At 59.9% G+C, this 18,048-nt stretch carries 15 protein-coding genes; 7 read left to right on the forward strand and 8 right to left on the reverse strand.

Going from position 1 to position 18,048, the window contains the following annotated elements; genetic code table 11:
• Position 1: 1 nt before the first annotated feature.
• Both HNR38_RS08895 and HNR38_RS08900 read left to right on the forward strand, forming a co-directional pair.
• On the forward strand, positions 2 to 589 hold the full coding sequence (locus HNR38_RS08895) for a LemA family protein (RefSeq protein WP_183702463.1): 588 nt from the start codon (positions 2 to 4) through the stop codon (positions 587 to 589).
• A 10-nt stretch (positions 590 to 599) separates the two neighbouring features.
• Positions 600 to 2,579, forward strand: a complete 1,980-nt coding sequence (locus tag HNR38_RS08900; RefSeq protein WP_183702466.1) for a M48 family metallopeptidase — start codon at positions 600 to 602, stop codon at positions 2,577 to 2,579.
• Here the strand turns inward: HNR38_RS08900 and gspD are convergent, their stop codons facing one another.
• The 4 genes from gspD to HNR38_RS08920 form a co-directional block, all read right to left on the reverse strand.
• On the reverse strand, positions 2,580 to 4,523 hold the full coding sequence (gspD, locus tag HNR38_RS08905; RefSeq protein ID WP_183702469.1) for a type II secretion system secretin GspD: 1,944 nt from the start codon (positions 4,521 to 4,523) through the stop codon (positions 2,580 to 2,582).
• A gap of 233 nt (positions 4,524 to 4,756) precedes the next feature.
• Positions 4,757 to 6,412: a chaperonin GroEL gene (gene groL / locus HNR38_RS08910; RefSeq protein WP_183702473.1), complete on the reverse strand. Its 1,656-nt coding sequence runs from the start codon at positions 6,410 to 6,412 to the stop codon at positions 4,757 to 4,759.
• 75 nt (positions 6,413 to 6,487) lie between these two features.
• Positions 6,488 to 6,775: a co-chaperone GroES gene (gene groES / locus HNR38_RS08915; protein ID WP_183702476.1), complete on the reverse strand. Its 288-nt coding sequence runs from the start codon at positions 6,773 to 6,775 to the stop codon at positions 6,488 to 6,490.
• A 195-nt stretch (positions 6,776 to 6,970) separates the two neighbouring features.
• Positions 6,971 to 7,471, reverse strand: coding sequence for an FxsA family protein (locus HNR38_RS08920; RefSeq protein ID WP_183702479.1), 501 nt, complete (start codon positions 7,469 to 7,471; stop codon positions 6,971 to 6,973).
• A 157-nt stretch (positions 7,472 to 7,628) separates the two neighbouring features.
• On the opposite strand from HNR38_RS08920, the gene HNR38_RS08925 reads away from it, so the two are divergent.
• Positions 7,629 to 8,390: an SDR family oxidoreductase gene (locus HNR38_RS08925; protein WP_183702482.1), complete on the forward strand. Its 762-nt coding sequence runs from the start codon at positions 7,629 to 7,631 to the stop codon at positions 8,388 to 8,390.
• A complete protein-coding gene (locus HNR38_RS08930; RefSeq protein WP_183702485.1) occupies positions 8,391 to 8,711 on the forward strand; it encodes a methylated-DNA--[protein]-cysteine S-methyltransferase in 321 nt (106 codons plus the stop codon).
• A gap of 46 nt (positions 8,712 to 8,757) precedes the next feature.
• Here HNR38_RS08930 and HNR38_RS08935 read toward each other — a convergent pair whose 3' ends face one another.
• The 3 genes from HNR38_RS08935 to HNR38_RS08945 form a co-directional block, all read right to left on the reverse strand.
• Complete coding sequence (locus tag HNR38_RS08935; protein WP_183702488.1) at positions 8,758 to 10,272, reverse strand: fumarate hydratase; 1,515 nt, start codon at positions 10,270 to 10,272, stop codon at positions 8,758 to 8,760.
• Between the two features lie 103 nt (positions 10,273 to 10,375).
• Positions 10,376 to 11,224 (reverse strand): hypothetical protein, encoded by an 849-nt coding sequence (locus tag HNR38_RS08940; RefSeq protein WP_183702491.1) that lies wholly within the window; start codon positions 11,222 to 11,224, stop codon positions 10,376 to 10,378.
• Positions 11,217 to 12,836: a DNA recombination protein RmuC gene (locus HNR38_RS08945; protein WP_246362594.1), complete on the reverse strand. Its 1,620-nt coding sequence runs from the start codon at positions 12,834 to 12,836 to the stop codon at positions 11,217 to 11,219. The genes HNR38_RS08940 and HNR38_RS08945 overlap by 8 nt, the downstream gene beginning before the upstream one ends.
• Positions 12,837 to 12,967: 131 nt before the next feature.
• On the opposite strand from HNR38_RS08945, the gene HNR38_RS08950 reads away from it, so the two are divergent.
• Genes HNR38_RS08950 through HNR38_RS08960 form a run of 3 tightly spaced genes read left to right on the forward strand, consistent with a single transcriptional unit; the run spans position 12,968 to position 16,258 of the window.
• The gene (locus HNR38_RS08950; RefSeq protein ID WP_183702494.1) at positions 12,968 to 13,777 is read left to right on the forward strand and encodes an ATP-dependent zinc protease family protein; all 810 of its coding nucleotides are present in this window, start codon (positions 12,968 to 12,970) and stop codon (positions 13,775 to 13,777) included.
• Positions 13,774 to 15,291, forward strand: a complete 1,518-nt coding sequence (locus HNR38_RS08955) for an inactive transglutaminase family protein (protein WP_183702497.1) — start codon at positions 13,774 to 13,776, stop codon at positions 15,289 to 15,291. Before HNR38_RS08950 ends, HNR38_RS08955 begins: the two co-directional genes overlap by 4 nt.
• A 1-nt stretch (position 15,292) precedes the next feature.
• The gene (locus tag HNR38_RS08960) at positions 15,293 to 16,258 is read left to right on the forward strand and encodes an alpha-L-glutamate ligase-like protein (protein ID WP_183702501.1); all 966 of its coding nucleotides are present in this window, start codon (positions 15,293 to 15,295) and stop codon (positions 16,256 to 16,258) included.
• 50 nt (positions 16,259 to 16,308) lie between these two features.
• On the opposite strand, the gene HNR38_RS08965 is transcribed toward HNR38_RS08960, so the two are convergent.
• Entirely contained in the window at positions 16,309 to 17,901 is a 1,593-nt protein-coding gene (locus HNR38_RS08965) for a BCCT family transporter (protein WP_183702504.1), read from the reverse strand.
• Positions 17,902 to 18,048 lie beyond the last annotated feature (147 nt).

Raw genomic sequence — 18,048 nt, forward strand, 5'->3', positions numbered from 1 at the left:
CATGGTTAGCACTATCATCGGCCTTTTGGTGATTGCCGTCGTCATCGGCTATTTGATCGCCATTTACAACCGGCTGGTATCCCTTCGCAATCAGTTCAAGAACGGCTTTGCCCAGATTGATGTGCAGTTGCAGCGCCGGCATGACCTGGTCCCGAACCTGGTTGAATCCGCCAAAGCCTACCTGGAACACGAAAAATCCACGCTCACCCAGGTCATGGAAGCCCGGAATAACGCCGTTAACGCTCAGAAGGACGCCGCCAGCGACCCCGCAGACGGCAACAAGATCCAGCGCCTGGGCAGTGCGGAAAACCTGCTGACCAAGGCCCTGGCCAACTTTAATGCTGTCGTGGAAGATTACCCCGAGCTGAAGGCCGACCAGACCATACAGGACCTGATGGAAGAGCTGTCCACCACGGAAAACAGAGTTGCTTTCGCCCGTCAGGCGTACAACGACACGGTAATGAGCTACAACATCTACCGGGAATCCTTCCCCAACAATATCCTGGCCGGTCTGTTCGCCTTCCGGCCCACGGCCCAGTTGCAACTGGAAAGTCCCGAGGCCCGACAGGCGCCGAAAGTCAGCTTCTGAGCTCTGAACCATGGCAGCACCCGGCTTCTTCGAGCGGCAGGCCAACGCCCGGCGCAACACCGGCCTGCTGATCCTGCTGTTCCTGACCGCCGTCGCCCTGATTACCCTCTCCGTCTGCCTGGTGGGGTATCTTGTCACTCGCGGCGAGCAGTCTTACCTGCCCTTCCATTACTGGCTACTGTCCAGCCATGGCCTGATCACGGCCGGTGCAGTGGTGGTGCTGGTTGGTGCCGGTTCCCTGATCCGCTGGGCGGATCTTGCCGGTGGCGGCACCCGGGTGGCCAAGATGGTGGGCGCACGCCCCATTGATCCGAACACGCGGGATCCCGAGGAACGCCGACTGCGCAATATCGTCGAGGAAATGTCCATTGCCAGCGGCGTTCCGGTGCCGGAACTCTACGTGATGGAACAGGAGGCAGGCATCAATGCCTTCGTGGCAGGCTACACCGCGGGCGAAGCGGTCATGGTGGTCACCCATGGTGCCCTTACCCAGCTCAACCGGGACGAGCTTCAGGGGGTGGTGGCCCATGAGTTCAGCCACATACTCAATGGCGACATGCGCATCAACGTGCGCCTGATCGCTCTACTCGCCGGCATTCTGATGATCGGACAGGTGGGCCAGTTCCTGATTCGTGCCGGCTTCTACAGCAGCGGACGCTCACGCCGGGACGGACGGGCCCAGGCAGCCATGGGACTGCTGGGCCTGGCGCTGATGGTCATCGGCTACATCGGAGTGTTCTTTGGCCGGCTGATCCAGGCCGCGGTCTCCCGCCAGCGCGAATCCCTGGCAGATGCCTCGTCGGTCCAGTTCACCCGCAATCCGGAAGGCATTGGCGGCGCCCTGTTCAAGATCGGCGTCAAGGGCGGCTACCTGGACACCACCAGCCATGCCAGCGACATGAACCACATGTGCTTCGGTGAGTCTGCTCGAATGAAGTTCAGCGCGCTGTTGGCGTCGCATCCGCCCATCGAAGAGCGCATCAATGCCATTCAGCCCGGCCTGATGACGCGCCTGCGCAGCCGGCTGCGCGACACCCGGCCCTCTGACCGCCTCCAACCCGGCCAGGACAGTGCAACAGGAAACCTGAGCGGTCTGGCCAGCAACCTGTCTGGCGACGGCCATGTGGATACCGGCGCCCACGCGGCGCCCGGGCCGGCTCCGGCGGAACCGCATCCGGCGCCCGCAACACGCCCGGGCACTCCGCTGTCCGCCAAAGTAGGCACCATTTCCAGCCAGAGCGAAGCTTTTGCCATTCGCTGGCTGAACCAGCTTCCGGCCACTTTCCGCAACCTGTTGTACACACGCACGGGCGCCGTCCAGTTCTGTTATGCACTGACGGTCTGCGGTCTTTCCAGAGAGACCCGGGAACAGCGGATGGCGCTCATTGAACCCCATCCGCTGCTCGGCCCCCAACCGGCCATTCAGGAGAAGCTGCTGCCAGCACTGGCAGCCCTGGGAGAAGGCGCCCGCTTCCCTTCGCTGGAGCTGGCCATGCCTGCGCTGCGCAAACTGGATCCGGAAGAAAGAACGCTGCTGATCGCCAATGTCCGGGCACTGGTCGCGGCCGATAAACGGATCAGCCTGTTTGAGTTCGCCCTGACAAGCTTTCTGGAACGCCATCTGGGGCAGGATGCCGAGCAGGCACCCGCAGTGCGCTACCGCACCTACCAGGCCATATTGCCCGCGCTCAGATCGCTTATGAGCCTTTTCGCCAGGGCCGGCACAGGTTCGGCTGAAGAAGCCCGTACTCTGTACCAGGAAGCCATGGCCGGTTTTGAGCAGGCCCCCGACAGTGCCCCGGGCGAGGTTTCCCTGAAGGACCTGCACAAGGCACTGGCGATGCTGAACCGGCTCTCACCGCTACTCAAGCCCGCCGTCATCGACGCCTGCGCCCACTGTGTGACTCATGACGGCAGGATTGATGTGCGCGAATATGAACTCATGCGCCTGGTCGCCGATCAGCTCGACAGCCCGATGCCGCCACTCTGATCACTGACGCTTACCCTCAAAGAGCATGTCGACATTGGGACTGTCATCGCGTTCAGGCAAACCGAGCCTTTCCCGGACGTCGAGATTCACCTCCCACAGGCGGTTGAACTTGTCGGTGGTGGCCGCTGACGCCTGCTCCTTGTCCAGCATAATGGTGGGTCTCAGGAAAACCAGCAGGTTGCGCTTGACCCGGCTTTCCGATTCCGAGGAAAACAGCCGGCCTACAAATGGGATGTCCCCAAGCAGCGGCACCTTGCTCTTGTTAATCTGATAGTCATCCCGGATCAGGCCACCGAGGACCACGGTTTCGCCGTCGTCGGCAAGAACGGTGGTTTTGATCTCCCGCTTGTTGGTGATGATATCCGATGCCCCGGCCACGTCCGTCGGAGAGATGTTCTCGGTGGTCTGCTCCACCACCAGCCGCACCAGACCATCGGCACTGATGGTCGGGGTCACTTTCAGGGAAAGGCCCACATCCCGGCGCTCAATGGTGGTAAAGGGGTTGGTCGTGCCGTCTCCGGCCACCGTGGACTCACCGGTCCGGAACGGCACGTTCTGGCCGACAATGATCTCGGATTCCTGATTATCCAGGGTAATGATGCTGGGCGTGGACAGCAGATTGGCTGCCGAGGACGTGGACAGCGCCTGAATCAGCACTCCCCACGAGACCCCGTCCCGATTGCGCTCGCCGCCGCCCAGCGTGATGCCACCCCCAAGCTGCGGCAGGGTGTTCCCAACCAGGGCGCTGATCACGGCATTAAGCCCAATCATACCCTCTCCGCTGGTCAGGTTGGTCCCCAGCACCGGCATGGCATCGGATGACTCGTCTCCTGCTGCCAGTTGCACCCCCAACTGATCGCCCAGTTCGTCGCTGATTTCGACAATCGCCGCCTCAATCATTACCTGGGCACGGCGCACATCCAACTGGGCGACAATCTCCTCCGCCTCCTGCATCAGTGACGGTTCGCCCCGTATAATCAGGGCGTTGAGTCCCTCGTCGGCAAAGACGGCAAAGCGGCTATTCGGATTGCCGCCACCGTCCCCTCCGGCGTTTGCTTCACGCACCAACTGTCCCATGACGCCTTTGAGAATATCCACCAGTTGGGCTGCATCGGCATGACGCAGGCGGATGACCTTGGTGGTACCGCCCGAGGCCGACGGCTGGTCCAACTGGCGGATCAGACTACGCATCTTGTCCCGGAAGGCTCGGTCTCCACGCAGCACCAGGCGATTACTGCGTTCATCGGCGGTGATGCCATACTTTCGGGCGGTGTTGTCACCGCCACCCGGCCCCAGTTCCGCAGGCGCCAGTTCCTGAAGCAGGGTCACCAGGTCGCCCACCCATGCTTCCTCCAGAGGCACAACCTCCACCTGATAACTGGCAGGCCCATCCAGTTCACGGACAATCTGTTCCAGTCTTTCGATATTCAGCCGGTGATCACTGATGATCAGGGCATTGGCCCGGGCCGCCGCCGCTACATGGCCGTATTCTGCCACCAGCGGCTGCAGAATGGGCACCAGTTCAGTGGCGCTGGCGTGCTCTACCCGGATAACCCGGGTCATCAACTGCTCCGAGGGGATATCCGATCGCCCCTCCAGTGCCTCACCGGACTTACGGGCATTGGCCTGGGGGATCACCTTGATGACGTCCTCGCCCTGTATGGCCACAAACCCCTGGACATTCAGCACCGCCAGAAACAGATCGTAGATTTCGTCGCGGGTCATGGGGGTGCTGGACAACACCGTCACCTTGCCAGCAACCCTGGGATCAACGACAAAACTGTAGCCCGTGATATCGGCCACCTGGGTGATGAATGCCCGAATATCGGCATCCCGGAGGTTAAGACGCCAGGTTTCCTCCTGAGCAAACGCTCCGGATGACAGAGAGAACAGCAGGACAAAAAGCAGATAAAAGCGGGCAAGCCTCGCCTGGAAACATACCATCGGGTGAAACCATCCTTTAGTCATCGACCGACGCTGGCCCTGGGATACAGCAGGCCAGGAGCATTACTGACATTCCTGGCGTCAGGCCTTCGCCCTGAAATATAGCACCGGAGTCATGCACCTGCCTGCACACCCGGCAAAAGAAAACCCCGCACCGGTTTCCCGATGCGGGGTTTTCGTAGCAGCTGGGTCCGGGGCCTGATGATGCTGGCCCCGGAGGAAGCCGGTCGGCATTACATCATGCCGCCCATGCCTCCCATACCGCCCATGCCACCCATGTCCGGCATACCGCCGCCTGCGGCACCTTCTTCTTCCGGCTCATCAGCAACCATCGCCTCAGTGGTGATGATCAGGGACGCAACGGAAGCAGCGGCCTGCAGCGCGGAACGGGTTACCTTGGCAGGATCCAGGATACCCATCTCCAGCATGTCGCCGTAGCCTTCAGTGGCAGCGTTGTAGCCAAAGGCGCCTTCGCCTTCGCGAACCTTGGCAACCACCACAGAGGACTCGCCACCGGCGTTGAACACGATCTGACGCAGAGGTGCTTCCATGGCGCGGCGCAGGATGTTGACACCAGCGGCCTGTTCTTCGTTGATGGCCTCGACCTTGTCCAGCGCTGCGATAGCGCGGATCAGGGTGACACCACCACCGGCCACGATGCCTTCCTCAACGGCAGCACGGGTAGAGTGCAGCGCGTCTTCAACACGGGCCTTCTTCTCTTTCATTTCCACTTCAGAACCGGCGCCAACCTTGATGACGGCAACACCGCCGGCCAGCTTGGCAACGCGTTCCTGCAGCTTTTCCTTGTCGTAGTCGGAGGTGCTTTCCTCGATCTGCTTACGGATCTGCTCGACACGCGCTTCGATGTCAGACTCAGCACCGGCACCGCCGATGATGGTGGTGTTTTCCTTGGTGACATTGACGCGTTTGGCGGTACCCAGATCATCCAGAGTGGTGTTCTCCAGGGTCAGGCCCACTTCTTCAGAGATCACAGTACCACCGGTCAGGATGGCGATGTCCTGCAGCATCTCTTTACGACGATCACCAAAGCCAGGCGCTTTCACAGCGTTGACCTTGACGATGCCGCGCATGTTGTTCACAACCAGCGTCGCCAGCGCTTCGCCTTCAATGTCTTCGGCGATGATCTGCAGCGGCTTGCCGGCTTTCGCGACGGATTCCAGCACCGGCAGAAGTTCGCGGATGTTGGAAATCTTCTTGTCGACCAGCAGGATGTACGGGTCATCCAGCTCGGCGGTCATGCTGTCCTGGTTGTTGATGAAGTACGGGCTCAGGTAACCGCGGTCGAACTGCATACCTTCAACCACGTCCAGCTCGTCTTCCAGGCTGCGGCCTTCTTCAACCGTGATAACGCCTTCCTTGCCAACACGCTCCATGGCGTCGGCAATCAGCTTGCCAATGGTTTCATCACCGTTGGCGGAGATGGTGCCAACCTGGGCAATGTTGCGGCTGTCGTCACACGGGGTTGCCATGTCACGGATGGCCTTGACCGCTTCGGCGGTGGCCTTGTCGATGCCGCGCTTCAGGTCCATCGGGTTCATGCCGGCCGTTACAGCCTTGATGCCCTCGTTGACGATGGACTGGGCCAGAACAGTAGCGGTGGTGGTACCGTCACCGGCGGTTTCGTTGGCCTGGGAAGCCACTTCCTTGACCATCTGCGCGCCCATGTTCTCGAACTTGTCTTTCAGTTCGATTTCTTTGGCCACGGACACGCCGTCCTTGGTCACGTTCGGAGCACCGAAGGACTTCTCCAGAACCACATTACGACCTTTCGGGCCCAGAGTGACCTTGACTGCGTCCGCCAGTACGTTGACACCTGCGACCATGCGCTTGCGAGCGCTATCACCGAATTTAACGTCTTTTGCTGCCATGTTCTCTATTCCTGTTCCTTAAACCGAAGTTGATTCAATCGGATTAATGAGCATTCGTGCCTGTCGCTTTCGCGATCACTCAAGCACGCCGTAAATGTCGTTCTCGCTCATGATGAGCAGCTCTTCGCCATCCACCTTGACGGTGTTACCGGCGAACTGGCCGAAGACCACGGTGTCACCCACCTTGACCGCCAGCGCACGGGTCTCACCATTGTCGAGGATGCGGCCATTGCCCACGGCGATCACTTCGCCCTGGGACGGCTTTTCCTTGGCATTACCCGGCAGCACGATGCCACCCGCAGTTTTCTCTTCTTCTTCCTTACGGCGTACGACAACACGATCGTGTAGCGGACGAATTTTCATTGCTCTGTTTCTCCAGTCGTCAGATTAATGTGGCAATGACAATTGCTTGTTTAAAAGTGCCGGGCCGGAAATCCTGCCCGACCATTTGCCGGAGCCCCCGGAAACTGACGAACAGTTCCCGTAGGCCCGCAGCGAACTTGTGACAAAATTAATGGGGTTCAGCCACTGCTTTTCAACTCCCGGAAAGAAAAATTTTCACTTTTTTTCGATCCGGTCAGAGTCGTGTTTCGTCTGGTCCTGGTACTCACCTTCATAGACATCACCGCCATCCCGATCGAACGGATTCGGGCCACCAAAGGGGCCTGAACCACCTGCCCGGAAATAGAAACTGCGGCTCTTCCCGGCCAACGTCATACGCTTGAGCGCCTGGGCGGCCAGCCAGTGCCGGGACCCCGGCAACAGACACAGAAAACCGAAGGTGTCGGTTATAAAGCCCGGCGTCAGCAGCAGCGCACCACCAACCGCCAGGATCAGGCCTTCAGCGACTTCTCTGGCGGGCAGTTCCCCGCTGTTCAGACGCTCATTGGCCCGCAGCAGGGTTGCCAGCCCCTGCTGGCGCAGCAACCAGGCACCGACGACGGCGGTCAGAAGGACCAGTCCGACGGTGTTAAGAACACCAATAATGCCGCCGACCTTGATCAGCACGGCCATCTCGGCGATGGGCATAACAATGAAAAGAAAAAAGAAAACCGGCATGGTGGCCTCGGACTAACAGGTGAATTGTGAAGGTCTGCTATACTCGGCGCCTTCTAAAAACGATTCCAGGCGAATGAACAGGTTCGCAGCGCCATCAAGGCGGCAGGGACACACAGCCAATCAACAACGCCATTGTTAGACTAGTTAAGGGCAAACCATGAAACTTCAAGATTCCGTGATTGCAATTACCGGTGGCGGCCAGGGTCTGGGCCGTGCCATGTCCGAATATCTGGCGGCCAAAGGCGCCCGTGTCGCCCTGATCGACCTGGCCCAGGACAAGCTGGATGAATCAGCCGAAGCCTGCCGCGCTGCCGGCAGCGAAGCCAAAACCTACGTCTGCAACGTCGCCAAAGAAGAGGACGTGGAACGGACCTTTCAGGCGATTATTGCCGATTTCGGCCAACTCAACGGCCTGATCAACAACGCCGGTATCCTGCGCGACGGTCTGATGGTCAAATTCAAGGACGGCAAGCTCGACAAGCGCATGGAGCTCAGCCAGTGGCAGTCCGTCATCGACGTCAATCTGACCGGCGTATTCCTGTGCGGCCGTGAAGCGGCCACCCGGATGATCGAAAACGGCGACCAGGGTGCCATCATTAACATCGCCTCCATTTCGCGGGCGGGCAACATGGGCCAGAGCAACTATTCCGCTGCCAAGGCCGGTGTATCTGCGCTGGTCCCGGTCTGGGCCAAAGAGCTGGCCCGTTATGGCATTCGTTGCATGGGCATTGCGCCGGGCTTCATCGAAACCGAGATGACCGCGTCCATGAAACCCGAGGCGCTGGAAAAGATGACGGCCGGCATTCCCCTCAAGCGTATGGGCAAGCCCGAAGAAATCGCCTCCGCTGCCGCTTTCATCTTTGAAAACGACTACGTCTCGGGCCGGATGATCGAAGTGGACGGCGCCCTGAGGCTGTAAGTGACCGACAACCAGGAGCCGACCAGAGAACAGAAAATCTGGCAGGTAGTGGCCGCGATTCCACAGGGAACCGTGGCCAGCTACGGCCAGGTTGCGGCCATGGCCGGTCTGGGTCGGCAGGCACGCTTCGTGGGCAGGGCCCTGGGACGACTGCCTGCGGGCCACGACATCCCCTGGCACCGCGTGCTTCGCAGTAATGGCCAGATCGCTTTTCCGGAAGCCACAGAAGCCAGGCGTACACAGACGGAGAAGCTTCGCCTCGAGGGCGTGGAGGTCAACAACGGGAGGGTATCGATGAGAACCTTCCAATGGCGACCCTGAGCAGGAACACCCAGAGCGGCCACTGAAAAATGACGGCCAGTCCTCGTCAGACGGCCTTGGCGGCGATGATCTTGTCGTGCCACTCGACCGGGCCGGTCTGGTGCACGGAGCTGCCACGGGAATCCACGGCCACGGTCACCGGCATGTCCTCTACTTCAAACTCGTAGATGGCTTCCATACCCAGCTCTTCAAAGGCCACAACCTTGGCGTCCTTGATGGCTTTGGACACCAGGTACGCAGCACCGCCCACGGCCATCAGGTACACCGCACCGAATTCCTTGATGGAATCGATGGCCACCTGGCCACGTTCGGCCTTACCGATCATGCCGGTCAGGCCGGTCTTCTCGAGCATGGTGTGAGTAAACTTGTCCATGCGGGTGGCGGTGGTGGGGCCAGCCGGGCCAACCACTTCTTCGCGCACCGGATCAACCGGGCCCACGTAGTAGATGAAGCGGCCAGTCAGATCCACCGGCAGCTCTTCACCGTTCTGGATCATGTCGACCATTTTCTTGTGGGCCGCGTCACGGCCAGTGAGCATCTTGCCGGACAGCAGAACGGTTTCACCCGGCTGCCAGTCTTTCACGTCTTCCGGGGTGACGGTGTCCAGGTTCACGCGGCGCACGTTCTCGCCCACTTCCCAGGTGATTTCCGGCCAGTCTTCAATGCTTGGCGGAGTCTGCAGGGACGGACCTGTGCCATCCAGGGTGAAGTGCGCGTGACGGGTCGCGGCGCAGTTCGGGATGATCGCAACCGGCTTGTTAGCGGCGTGGGTCGGGTAGTCTTTGACCTTCACATCCAGAACGGTAGTCAGGCCGCCCAGGCCCTGGGCGCCGATGCCCAGCTCGTTCACCTTCTCGAACAGCTCCAGACGCAGTTCTTCGGCGCGGTTGGAGGCGCCACGGGCCTGCAGGTCGTGGATATCGATCGGGTCCAGCAGGGATTCCTTGGCCAGTTCCATCGCCTTCTCAGCGGTGCCACCGATACCAATGCCCAGCATGCCCGGCGGACACCAGCCAGCACCCATCTGCGGCACCATCTTCAGTACCCACTCCACCACGTCGTCGGACGGGTTCAGCATGGCGAACTTGGATTTGGCTTCGGAGCCGCCGCCCTTGGCCGCCACGTGTACTTCCACGGTGTTACCCGGCACCATCTTGTAATGAATGATGGCCGGCGTGTTGTCCTTGGTGTTCTGGCGCTTGCCGTCCGGATCGGCCAGCACAGACGCACGCAGTACGTTGTCCGGGTGGGTGTAGGCGCGACGTACGCCTTCGTTGATCACGTCATCCAGCGGCTGATCGCACTCGAATTTCACATCCATACCGATGGTCACGAACACGGTCACGATGCCGGTGTCCTGACAGATCGGGCGATGACCCTGGGCACACATACGCGAGTTGATCAGGATCTGGGCCATGGCATCTTTCGCGGCCTGGGATTCTTCCCTCTGGTAGGCCTCGTGCACGGCGTCGATGAAGTCTTTTGGATGGTAATAGGAGATGAACTGCAGCGCGTCGGCTACGCTCTCGATCAGGTCGTCCTGGCGGATAACGGTGGTCATAGTCGCCTCATCAGCTTTCTGATTATGGGAAATCAAAGAGCCGTGAGTTTACCAGAAATTCACACCCGCGGGTGATGAGACAGAAGGCGAAGCTCGACCGGCCTCACTGGGCCGGTTCCACCTTCTGCAGCTCCCGGACCAGCCGGCCCAGGGTGCGAGCCACTTCCGTGGCCTGCTGTGCGTCGGGCGCCAACTGAAACAGCCGGGAACCGTCCCGGGGATCATACACCCAGCAGGCACCAACAACCGGCTCACAGTCCGACCGGAACCGGGGATTCACCCCAAACACCGGCAGGTACTGAGTGGTTCGAAGCAAGGCTCCGTCCGGCTGACGCCGAATCTCCTGAATATTCAGGCGCCCCTTCTCCGGCTCCACGCGGTACCGGATATCCGCAGGTCGATCCAGCCGGACGACGGTGCTGTCCCGGCGCCAACCAGCTGTTTCCAACAGTGCATTCAGATGAATATTCAGGGCCTGCTGATCGGAATCGGCCAGGTAGAGCTTCCGCAGGTCCTGCATGCCCTGTTCATCAGCGGGGCGAATGACTGCCACCGGCTCGTTACTGCCGCTGTCCTCGCCTTCAGCCAGTGACTTCAGGCTGGAACTGGTCTGCTGTTCGATTTCGGTGATGAGCTTCAGGGACTGCTGGTAGTATTGTCCGTCAGCACCGGCCAGATCGACATAGCGCTCCAGGGAGGCGCGAGCCTGGTGACCATGCCCGGCATGGAGCATGGCACGGCCGCGGTAATAGAAATAGGTCGGCGGTTTTTCACCCTCCATGGCCTGTAACCGGTTCAGGTACTCACCGGCTTTGCCCCATTGTTCGGCCGCTACGGCTTCTTCCGCTGCCAGCATCAGGCGCCGGATTTCATGCTCAGGCTCGAGCGCCTGGGCCAGTCCGGGAAAGGTGCCCCCAAGCACCAACAGCAACGCAAAACAGTGTCTATTCATCCCGGTCGTCCTTTGTTTCAGTCAGTTCCCGATCCCGGCCGGCGCCATCATCATCGGTATCATCCGCATCCACTTCGGCCTGATCGACAATGGATTTGGGCAGCTCTTTCTTCACCCGAACCCCCAGTTCAACGAACCGGTTGGCCTGGGAGATCAGGTTACCACGCCCGCGGGTCAGGGTATTCATGGCGTTATCGTAGGTGCCCTGGGCGGTGTGCAACTGGCTGCCCAGGCGTTCCATGGCTTCCACGAATACCCGCAGCTTGTCGTACACGGCCCCGGCCCGGTCCGCGATGCGCCGCGCGTTCTGGCTCTGGCGTTCATAACGCCAGATGTTCTCGATGGTGCGCAGCGTTGCCAGCAGGGTGGTCGGCGTCACCACAATAATCTTTCGCTCGAAGGCTTCAGCGAACAGGTTCTCGTCCTGTTGAAAGGCTGCCACAAAGGCCGGTTCAATCGGCATGAACAACAGAACGAAGTCGGGCGAGTGCAGGCCATTGAGCTGACTGTAATCCTTTTCACTCAGACTCCGGATATGATTCCGGACGGCTTCCACATGCTGTTTGAGCGCCTCGGCCCTGGCCTCATCTTCCTCAGCATTGACCCACTCCTGATAGGCCACCAGCGACACCTTGGAGTCGATGATCAGATTACGCTGATCCGGCAGATGCACAATCACGTCCGGGCGTAGCAACTGGTTATCGCTGTCGCGGTAACTGCCCTGGGTCTCGTACTCCACCCCCTTGCGCAGGCCGGAACGCTCCAGCACCCGCTCAAGGATCAGCTCGCCCCAGTTGCCCTGCACTTTCTTGTCGCCCTTGAGCGCACGGGTCAGGCTGGCCGCCTCTTCGGTGATCTGCTTGTTAAGGTCCTGCAGGGATTTGATCTCACTGCGCAGCGCCTGCCGGTCCCGGGTTTCATTGGTGTAGACATCCTCCACCCGCTTGCGGAAGTCCTGCAGTTGGTCCCGGAAGGGATTGAGCAGTGAATCCAGGCTGGTGCGGGTCTGCTGGGTAAAGCGCTCGTTTTTCTGTTCAAAAATACGGTTCGCCAGATTCTCGAATTCCTGCTTGAGGGAATCCCGGTTGCGCTCCAGCAACTCCAGTTTCTCGGCGGCATTGCGCCGTTCCTTGTCCAGGGTCACCTGCTGTTCCCGAAGCTCCACCTGCAGTTGACCCAGCTCTGAGGTGAGCTGGTCCACCCGGTGGCGATACTGTCCGTTCTCCTGTTCCAGCCCCTGGATGCGCTCCCGCCGTCCTGCCAGGTCGGCCTCTGCCCCTGCCAGACGATTCTCCAGGCCAGCGGCTTTCTGGCGCCAATCCTCGATGGCCGTCTCCAGCTGTTCAACCCGCTCACTGCGATCCAGCAATTGCTGGTCCAGATGCTCCACATGCTGATCATGGAGAGCCTGCTGGCGCTGGAGCTCGCCCAGACGCTGCTCTGTCTCTGCCCGGGCATTAGCCAGACTTTCATGGCCCTGGCGCTCGCGGCGAAGCATAACCAGGGTCCGGACCAGAGCCGCCAGCACCAGAATACCGACGCCCACCAGCGCCAGAAACCAGCCTGCCATCCAGTCCGGGCGGGTCGTCATTGCCTGGCTTATTGCCTCCATCACGTTTCAGAACTCCTTAACCATCTGTAAAGTCATCAAAGATAGCGCTGTAGTATACTCCCCGCCTGCTTTCACTACACATACAAAGGTCTGCGGGGATTCACTCTCACAGGCCAGGCCAGGGGATGTTCATGGATAACTGTCTGTCGCGGGCCCGTCCGGTTTTGCTGACGGCCATCACACTGTCGCTGATTGCACTGTCCGGCTGCACAGCGGATCGCTACTTCATGGTGCCCAAGAAAGACCTGAAAAGCGTCGAATCTTCTGTGGATTCCCAGCGCGCAACGCTGGTGACCATGGAGAACAATGCCACCCTTCGCCATAACCAGATTCTCTCCAACAACCGGGCCTCCACCCAGACCATCCTTGAGGCCATCGAGACAAAAGTTACCAAGCCCAACTGCCCACCACCGGAGGCGGCCCCGAAATGCCCGGCTCAGGAAACCGACAAGGGCCGGGCCGACCGCCTCAAAGGCAAGCTGATCGTGGGAGAACTGGAGAAATTCTATCTGGCGGGGCCGGGGCTGGTATATAACGCCAGGATAGACAGTGGCGCCGAAACCTCCTCCATGCACGCCCGCGACATCAAGGAGTTCGAACGCGACGGCAACAGCTGGGTACGCTTTGAAGTGCCCGTGCCGGGTACCGAAGGCGAGGAATGGGTACCCATGGAAAAAGAAGTCGCTCGCCGGGTCCGAATCATTCAGGCCAGCACTGACGAGGGCGAGAGCCGTTTCGTGGTGGATCTGCAGTTTGCCATCGGTGACCACCATCAAACCGCCGAATTCACACTGGCAGACCGGGAAAACCTGACCTACGACGCCCTGGTTGGCCGCAACATCCTAAGGGATGTCATGCTAATTGACGTGGGCAAGGAGTTTGCCACGGAACTCCCGGAGTCCTATACCCGTAAGCAAGCCGCTGACGGAGAGGGCCAATGAGCAAGCCATCCCGGATTCCGTTCTACGGTTTCGTCCTGCTGTTGATCGCAGCCGGCATTGCCGTCGCCACCTGGCGGCACATGGCTCTGGGCACCCCGTGGCTGACCGGCGAGCAGCGACCAGTCTGGATGATTGAGGCACGTCTTGACTTTGATGGGCTTGGCGAGTCGGCCATGGCCAGCCTGCACATTCCCGAGCAACCACCCGGCTTCCGTATCCTGACCGAACAGGCCGCCTCCCCCGGTTATGGCTTTTCGATCGTCGAAGAGTCCGGCACCCGTCGGGCGGAATGGACCAAACGGGAAGTATCCGGTCCCCAGACCCTGTATTTCAAGGCCCAGTTCGTGCCGGACGACAGCTCGATGGAGCACCGTCCGGATACCGAGCCGCAACCGAGGACCGAGTTCTGGGAAGAACCCGAAGCCACGGCGGTGGACGAATTATTGGCCCGCGCACGGGATCGATCGAGCACCCCGGAGAGCATGACCCGCGAACTGATTCGACTGATGCAGCCCGACAGCAGCGTCCAGAACACCACTCTGCTGGTATCGGAAGGAAACTACCTGACCCTTCTCGTTCGCATGCTCAATCACGCCGGTATTGCGGCCCGGACCGCCGATGCCCTGAGACTGGAGGATGCCCGCCGCCGCCAGCAACTGGTGCCCTTCCTGCAGATCTACAATGGCGACCGCTGGCTGACCTTCAATCCCCGTACCGGTGAGCAGGGTGTGCCGGAAAACCTGCTGCTCTGGCGCCAGGGTTCGGAATCCCTGCTGGACGTCGTCGGGGGTGACAACTCCCGGGTCAGTTTCTCGATGATGCGTCAGACCGTACCGGCGCTGCAGCTGGCCACCCTGGAAGCCAGCAGCAATGGCCTGGGCGTCCTGGGCTTCTATCAACTGCCCATAGAAGAACAGAGCATGTTCCGGATGCTTCTGCTGTTGCCTCTGGGGGCGCTGATCGTGGCCTTCATGCGCATTGTCATTGGCATCCGGACCTCCGGCACCTTCATGCCGGTGCTGATTGCCATTGCCTTTGTCCAGACAACCCTGGTCCCGGGCCTGATCGCTTTCCTGTCCGTGGTGGCCATCGGGCTGCTGCTGCGTGGTTATCTGTCCAGTCTGAACCTGTTGCTGGTATCGCGAATATCGGCGTTGATCATACTGGTGATCTTCATCACCGCCGGGCTGAGCATCATCGGCTACCAGATGGGCTTTAACACCGGCATGACGGTCACCTTCTTCCCGATGGTCATCATTGCCTGGACCATTGAGCGCATGTCCATCCTCTGGGAAGAGGAAGGGGCCCGCGAGGTACTCGTGCAGGGCTCTGGCAGCCTGTTCGTGGCCATCTGTGCCTACCTGGTCATGAGTGCGCCACTGGCTGGCCACCTGACGTTCAACTTCCCCGAGCTGCACCTGGTGGTGTTGGGGCTGATTCTGCTGATGGGCCAGTACACCGGCTACAAGTTGAGCGAGCTGCACCGTTTCACTCCCATGAAGGCCTACGACTGACATGGACTGGATCTCTCCACGCAAGCTGAAACGTCTGGGTATGCTCAACATGAACCGGCGCAATGTTGATTACATTGCCCGGTACAACGACCGTTCCTCGTATCCATTGGTGGATAACAAGCTGAAGACACGGCTGGTGGTCCGCGAATACGGCGTCACCACGCCCAAGCTGCTGCAGGTGGTTCGCCAGCAGCATGAAATTTCCCACTTCCGCCAGATTGTCGAGGGCATGCCCGGCTTTGCCATCAAGCCGGCCAAGGGTTCCGGCGGCAAGGGCATCACCGTGGTTACCGGCCGGGAAAACGAAGACTACGTCAAAGCGTCGGGCGCCAGGGTTGGCGTTTCCGTTCTGGAACGCCATCTGACCAACATTCTGGCCGGCCTGTATTCACTCGCCGGTTCACCCGATGTAGCCATTGTCGAAAGCCTGGTCCAGTCCTCTCCGGACCTGGCCCGGTATTCCCACCAGGGCGTACCGGACATCCGGATTGTGGTATTTCAGGGGTACCCGGTGATGGCCATGCTCCGACTGGCTACCACCGACTCCGACGGCAAGGCCAACCTGCACCAGGGGGCGGTCGGCGTGGGCCTGGATATCGGCACCGGCAAGAGCCTGAATGCTGTCCAGTTCAACCGCCCGGCGACACTGCACCCGGACACCGGGCTGCCGCTGGATAACATCCACATTGACGCCTGGGAGCAGATGCTGGAAATGGCCTCCCGCTGTTACGAAGCAACAGGCCTGGGCTACATGGGGGTGGACCTGGTGGTGGACGCAAATGAGGGGCCGCTGCTGCTGGAACTCAATGCCCGGCCCGGGCTGGCCATCCAGATGGCCAACGGCCGCGGCCTGCTGCCGCGACTGAAAAACATCGAATCCCTCAAGCGCCCTCACTTCAGCCCCATGGAACGGGTGCGCTACGCCATGAGCACCTTTGCCGCCTCCGAGGGCAATCTTCAGCCATAAAAAAACCGGGGCCGAAGCCCCGGTTTTTTTGCCAATCATGGCATTTTGCCTTAGCTCATCTCGCCTCTGGCGAGCAGCAGGCGACGCTCATGACTCAGGCCCTTGAGCAGCCCCCAGGTCATGACCAGCAGGATGGCCGTAAACGGCAGCCCTGCACTGATAGCCGTGGCCTGAATCGCCCCCAGGGCATCAGAACCACCGCCAAAGATCAGTGTCGCGGCAATCGCACCTTCCATCACCGCCCAGAACACACGCTGGGTAGTCGGTGCGTCCGTCTTGCCACCAGCGGTGATGCTGTCGATCACCAGAGAGCCGGAGTCAGAAGACGTCACGAAGAACACCATGACCAGCACGATCGCGACGAACGAGATGATGCCAGTCAGCGGCAGGTTGGCGAACATCTGGAACATGGCCAGGGAAACGTCTGTCAGACCTTCCTCGGCCAGCGCACCGATACCATCCTGAATCTGCTCAAGAGCAGTACCGCCAAAGGTGCTCATCCACACCACGGTGATCACAGTCGGGATAACCAGAACAGCAGTGATGAATTCGCGAACGGTACGGCCACGGGAAACCCGGGCGATAAACATGCCAACGAACGGTGACCAGGAAATCCACCAGGCCCAGTAGAAGACAGTCCAGCCCTGGAACCAGGCCTCGTCTTCACGACCGAACGGGTTACTCAGTGGCAGAACATTAGTCACATAGCTGGAGGACGTCACCCACAGGGTTTCCAGAATGGACATGGTTGGCCCGGCAAACACCACGAACAGCAACAGAATGGCTGCCACGGACATGTTGATGTTACTGAGAATCTTGACGCCGCCGTCCAGGCCGCGAACCACCGAGATCAGGGCAACCGCGGTCACACCCACGATGATACCCATCTGCACATTGATGCCGGAGCCAACACCAAACAGGTAATCCAGACCGGAAGCCGCCTGTTGGGCACCAAAGCCCAGAGAGGTCGCCAGACCGAAAATGGTCGCCACAACCGCCAGCACATCAATGATGTGTCCCGGCCAGCCCCAGACCTTGTCTTTCAGCAGTGGGAAGAAGGCTGAGCGGATGGTCAGCGGCATGTTCTTGTTGAAGGCAAAGAACGCCAGTGACAGAGCAACCACAGCATAGATCGCCCAGGGATGCAGACCCCAGTGGTACATGGTTGCACCCATGGCCAGGTCCGCCGCTTCCGGCGAATTAGCCGCAACATTGAAAGGCGTCTTGTACCAGCCGGTATAGTAGGCGGTCGGCTCTGCAACTGCCCAGAACATCAGGCCGATACCCATACCCGCCGCGAACAACATCGCGAACCACGACATGGTGGAGAACTCCGGCTTGGCATCCTGGCCGCCCAGGCGAATCTTGCCCACCGGCATAAAAATCAGGGCCAGACAGACCACCACGAAGATGTTGGCACTGATCAGGAAGAACCAGTCAAAAGTGGCAATGATGTCCCATTTCGCACCGTCGAGCAGTTCTTTGGACTGCCCCGGGAAAATCAGGGTACCGATGACAAAGGCAATGACGATCAATGCCGACACCGGGAACACCCAGTTGTGCAGGTCCATACCCAGAACCTGGATATTATCCTGCCCTGCGACGTAATCCGTCTGATATTCGTCTTTCACTACCTCGCCCACGTTTGGCGCCTCCATTATGGTGTGATTTCGACTCATTTCGCCGAATACGGATTCGGATTTAGGACTTTTTAACGCAAATTCCAACGTTAAGAACGCGTTAGTCTATTGCTTTGACCTCAAAACATCAAAGTTGATTAGAGATATCAT

The organism is Marinobacter oulmenensis, assembly GCF_014201735.1.
In the GTDB taxonomy this organism is placed as follows: Bacteria; Pseudomonadota; Gammaproteobacteria; order Pseudomonadales; family Oleiphilaceae; genus Marinobacter; species Marinobacter oulmenensis.

Coding starts and splice junctions, on each gene's coding strand:
- HNR38_RS08950 (WP_183702494.1), top strand. CDS start 12,968: ATGGATAACTGTCTGTCGCGGGCCCGTCCGGTTTTGCTGACGGCCATC.
- groL (WP_183702473.1), bottom strand. CDS start 6,412: ATGGCAGCAAAAGACGTTAAATTCGGTGATAGCGCTCGCAAGCGCATG.
- gspD (WP_183702469.1), bottom strand. CDS start 4,523: ATGGTATGTTTCCAGGCGAGGCTTGCCCGCTTTTATCTGCTTTTTGTC.
- groES (WP_183702476.1), bottom strand. CDS start 6,775: ATGAAAATTCGTCCGCTACACGATCGTGTTGTCGTACGCCGTAAGGAA.
- HNR38_RS08955 (WP_183702497.1), top strand. CDS start 13,774: ATGAGCAAGCCATCCCGGATTCCGTTCTACGGTTTCGTCCTGCTGTTG.
- HNR38_RS08920 (WP_183702479.1), bottom strand. CDS start 7,471: ATGCCGGTTTTCTTTTTTCTTTTCATTGTTATGCCCATCGCCGAGATG.
- HNR38_RS08940 (WP_183702491.1), bottom strand. CDS start 11,224: ATGAATAGACACTGTTTTGCGTTGCTGTTGGTGCTTGGGGGCACCTTT.
- HNR38_RS08945 (WP_246362594.1), bottom strand. CDS start 12,836: ATGGAGGCAATAAGCCAGGCAATGACGACCCGCCCGGACTGGATGGCA.
- HNR38_RS08900 (WP_183702466.1), top strand. CDS start 600: ATGGCAGCACCCGGCTTCTTCGAGCGGCAGGCCAACGCCCGGCGCAAC.
- HNR38_RS08925 (WP_183702482.1), top strand. CDS start 7,629: ATGAAACTTCAAGATTCCGTGATTGCAATTACCGGTGGCGGCCAGGGT.
- HNR38_RS08895 (WP_183702463.1), top strand. CDS start 2: ATGGTTAGCACTATCATCGGCCTTTTGGTGATTGCCGTCGTCATCGGC.
- HNR38_RS08935 (WP_183702488.1), bottom strand. CDS start 10,272: ATGACCACCGTTATCCGCCAGGACGACCTGATCGAGAGCGTAGCCGAC.
- HNR38_RS08960 (WP_183702501.1), top strand. CDS start 15,293: ATGGACTGGATCTCTCCACGCAAGCTGAAACGTCTGGGTATGCTCAAC.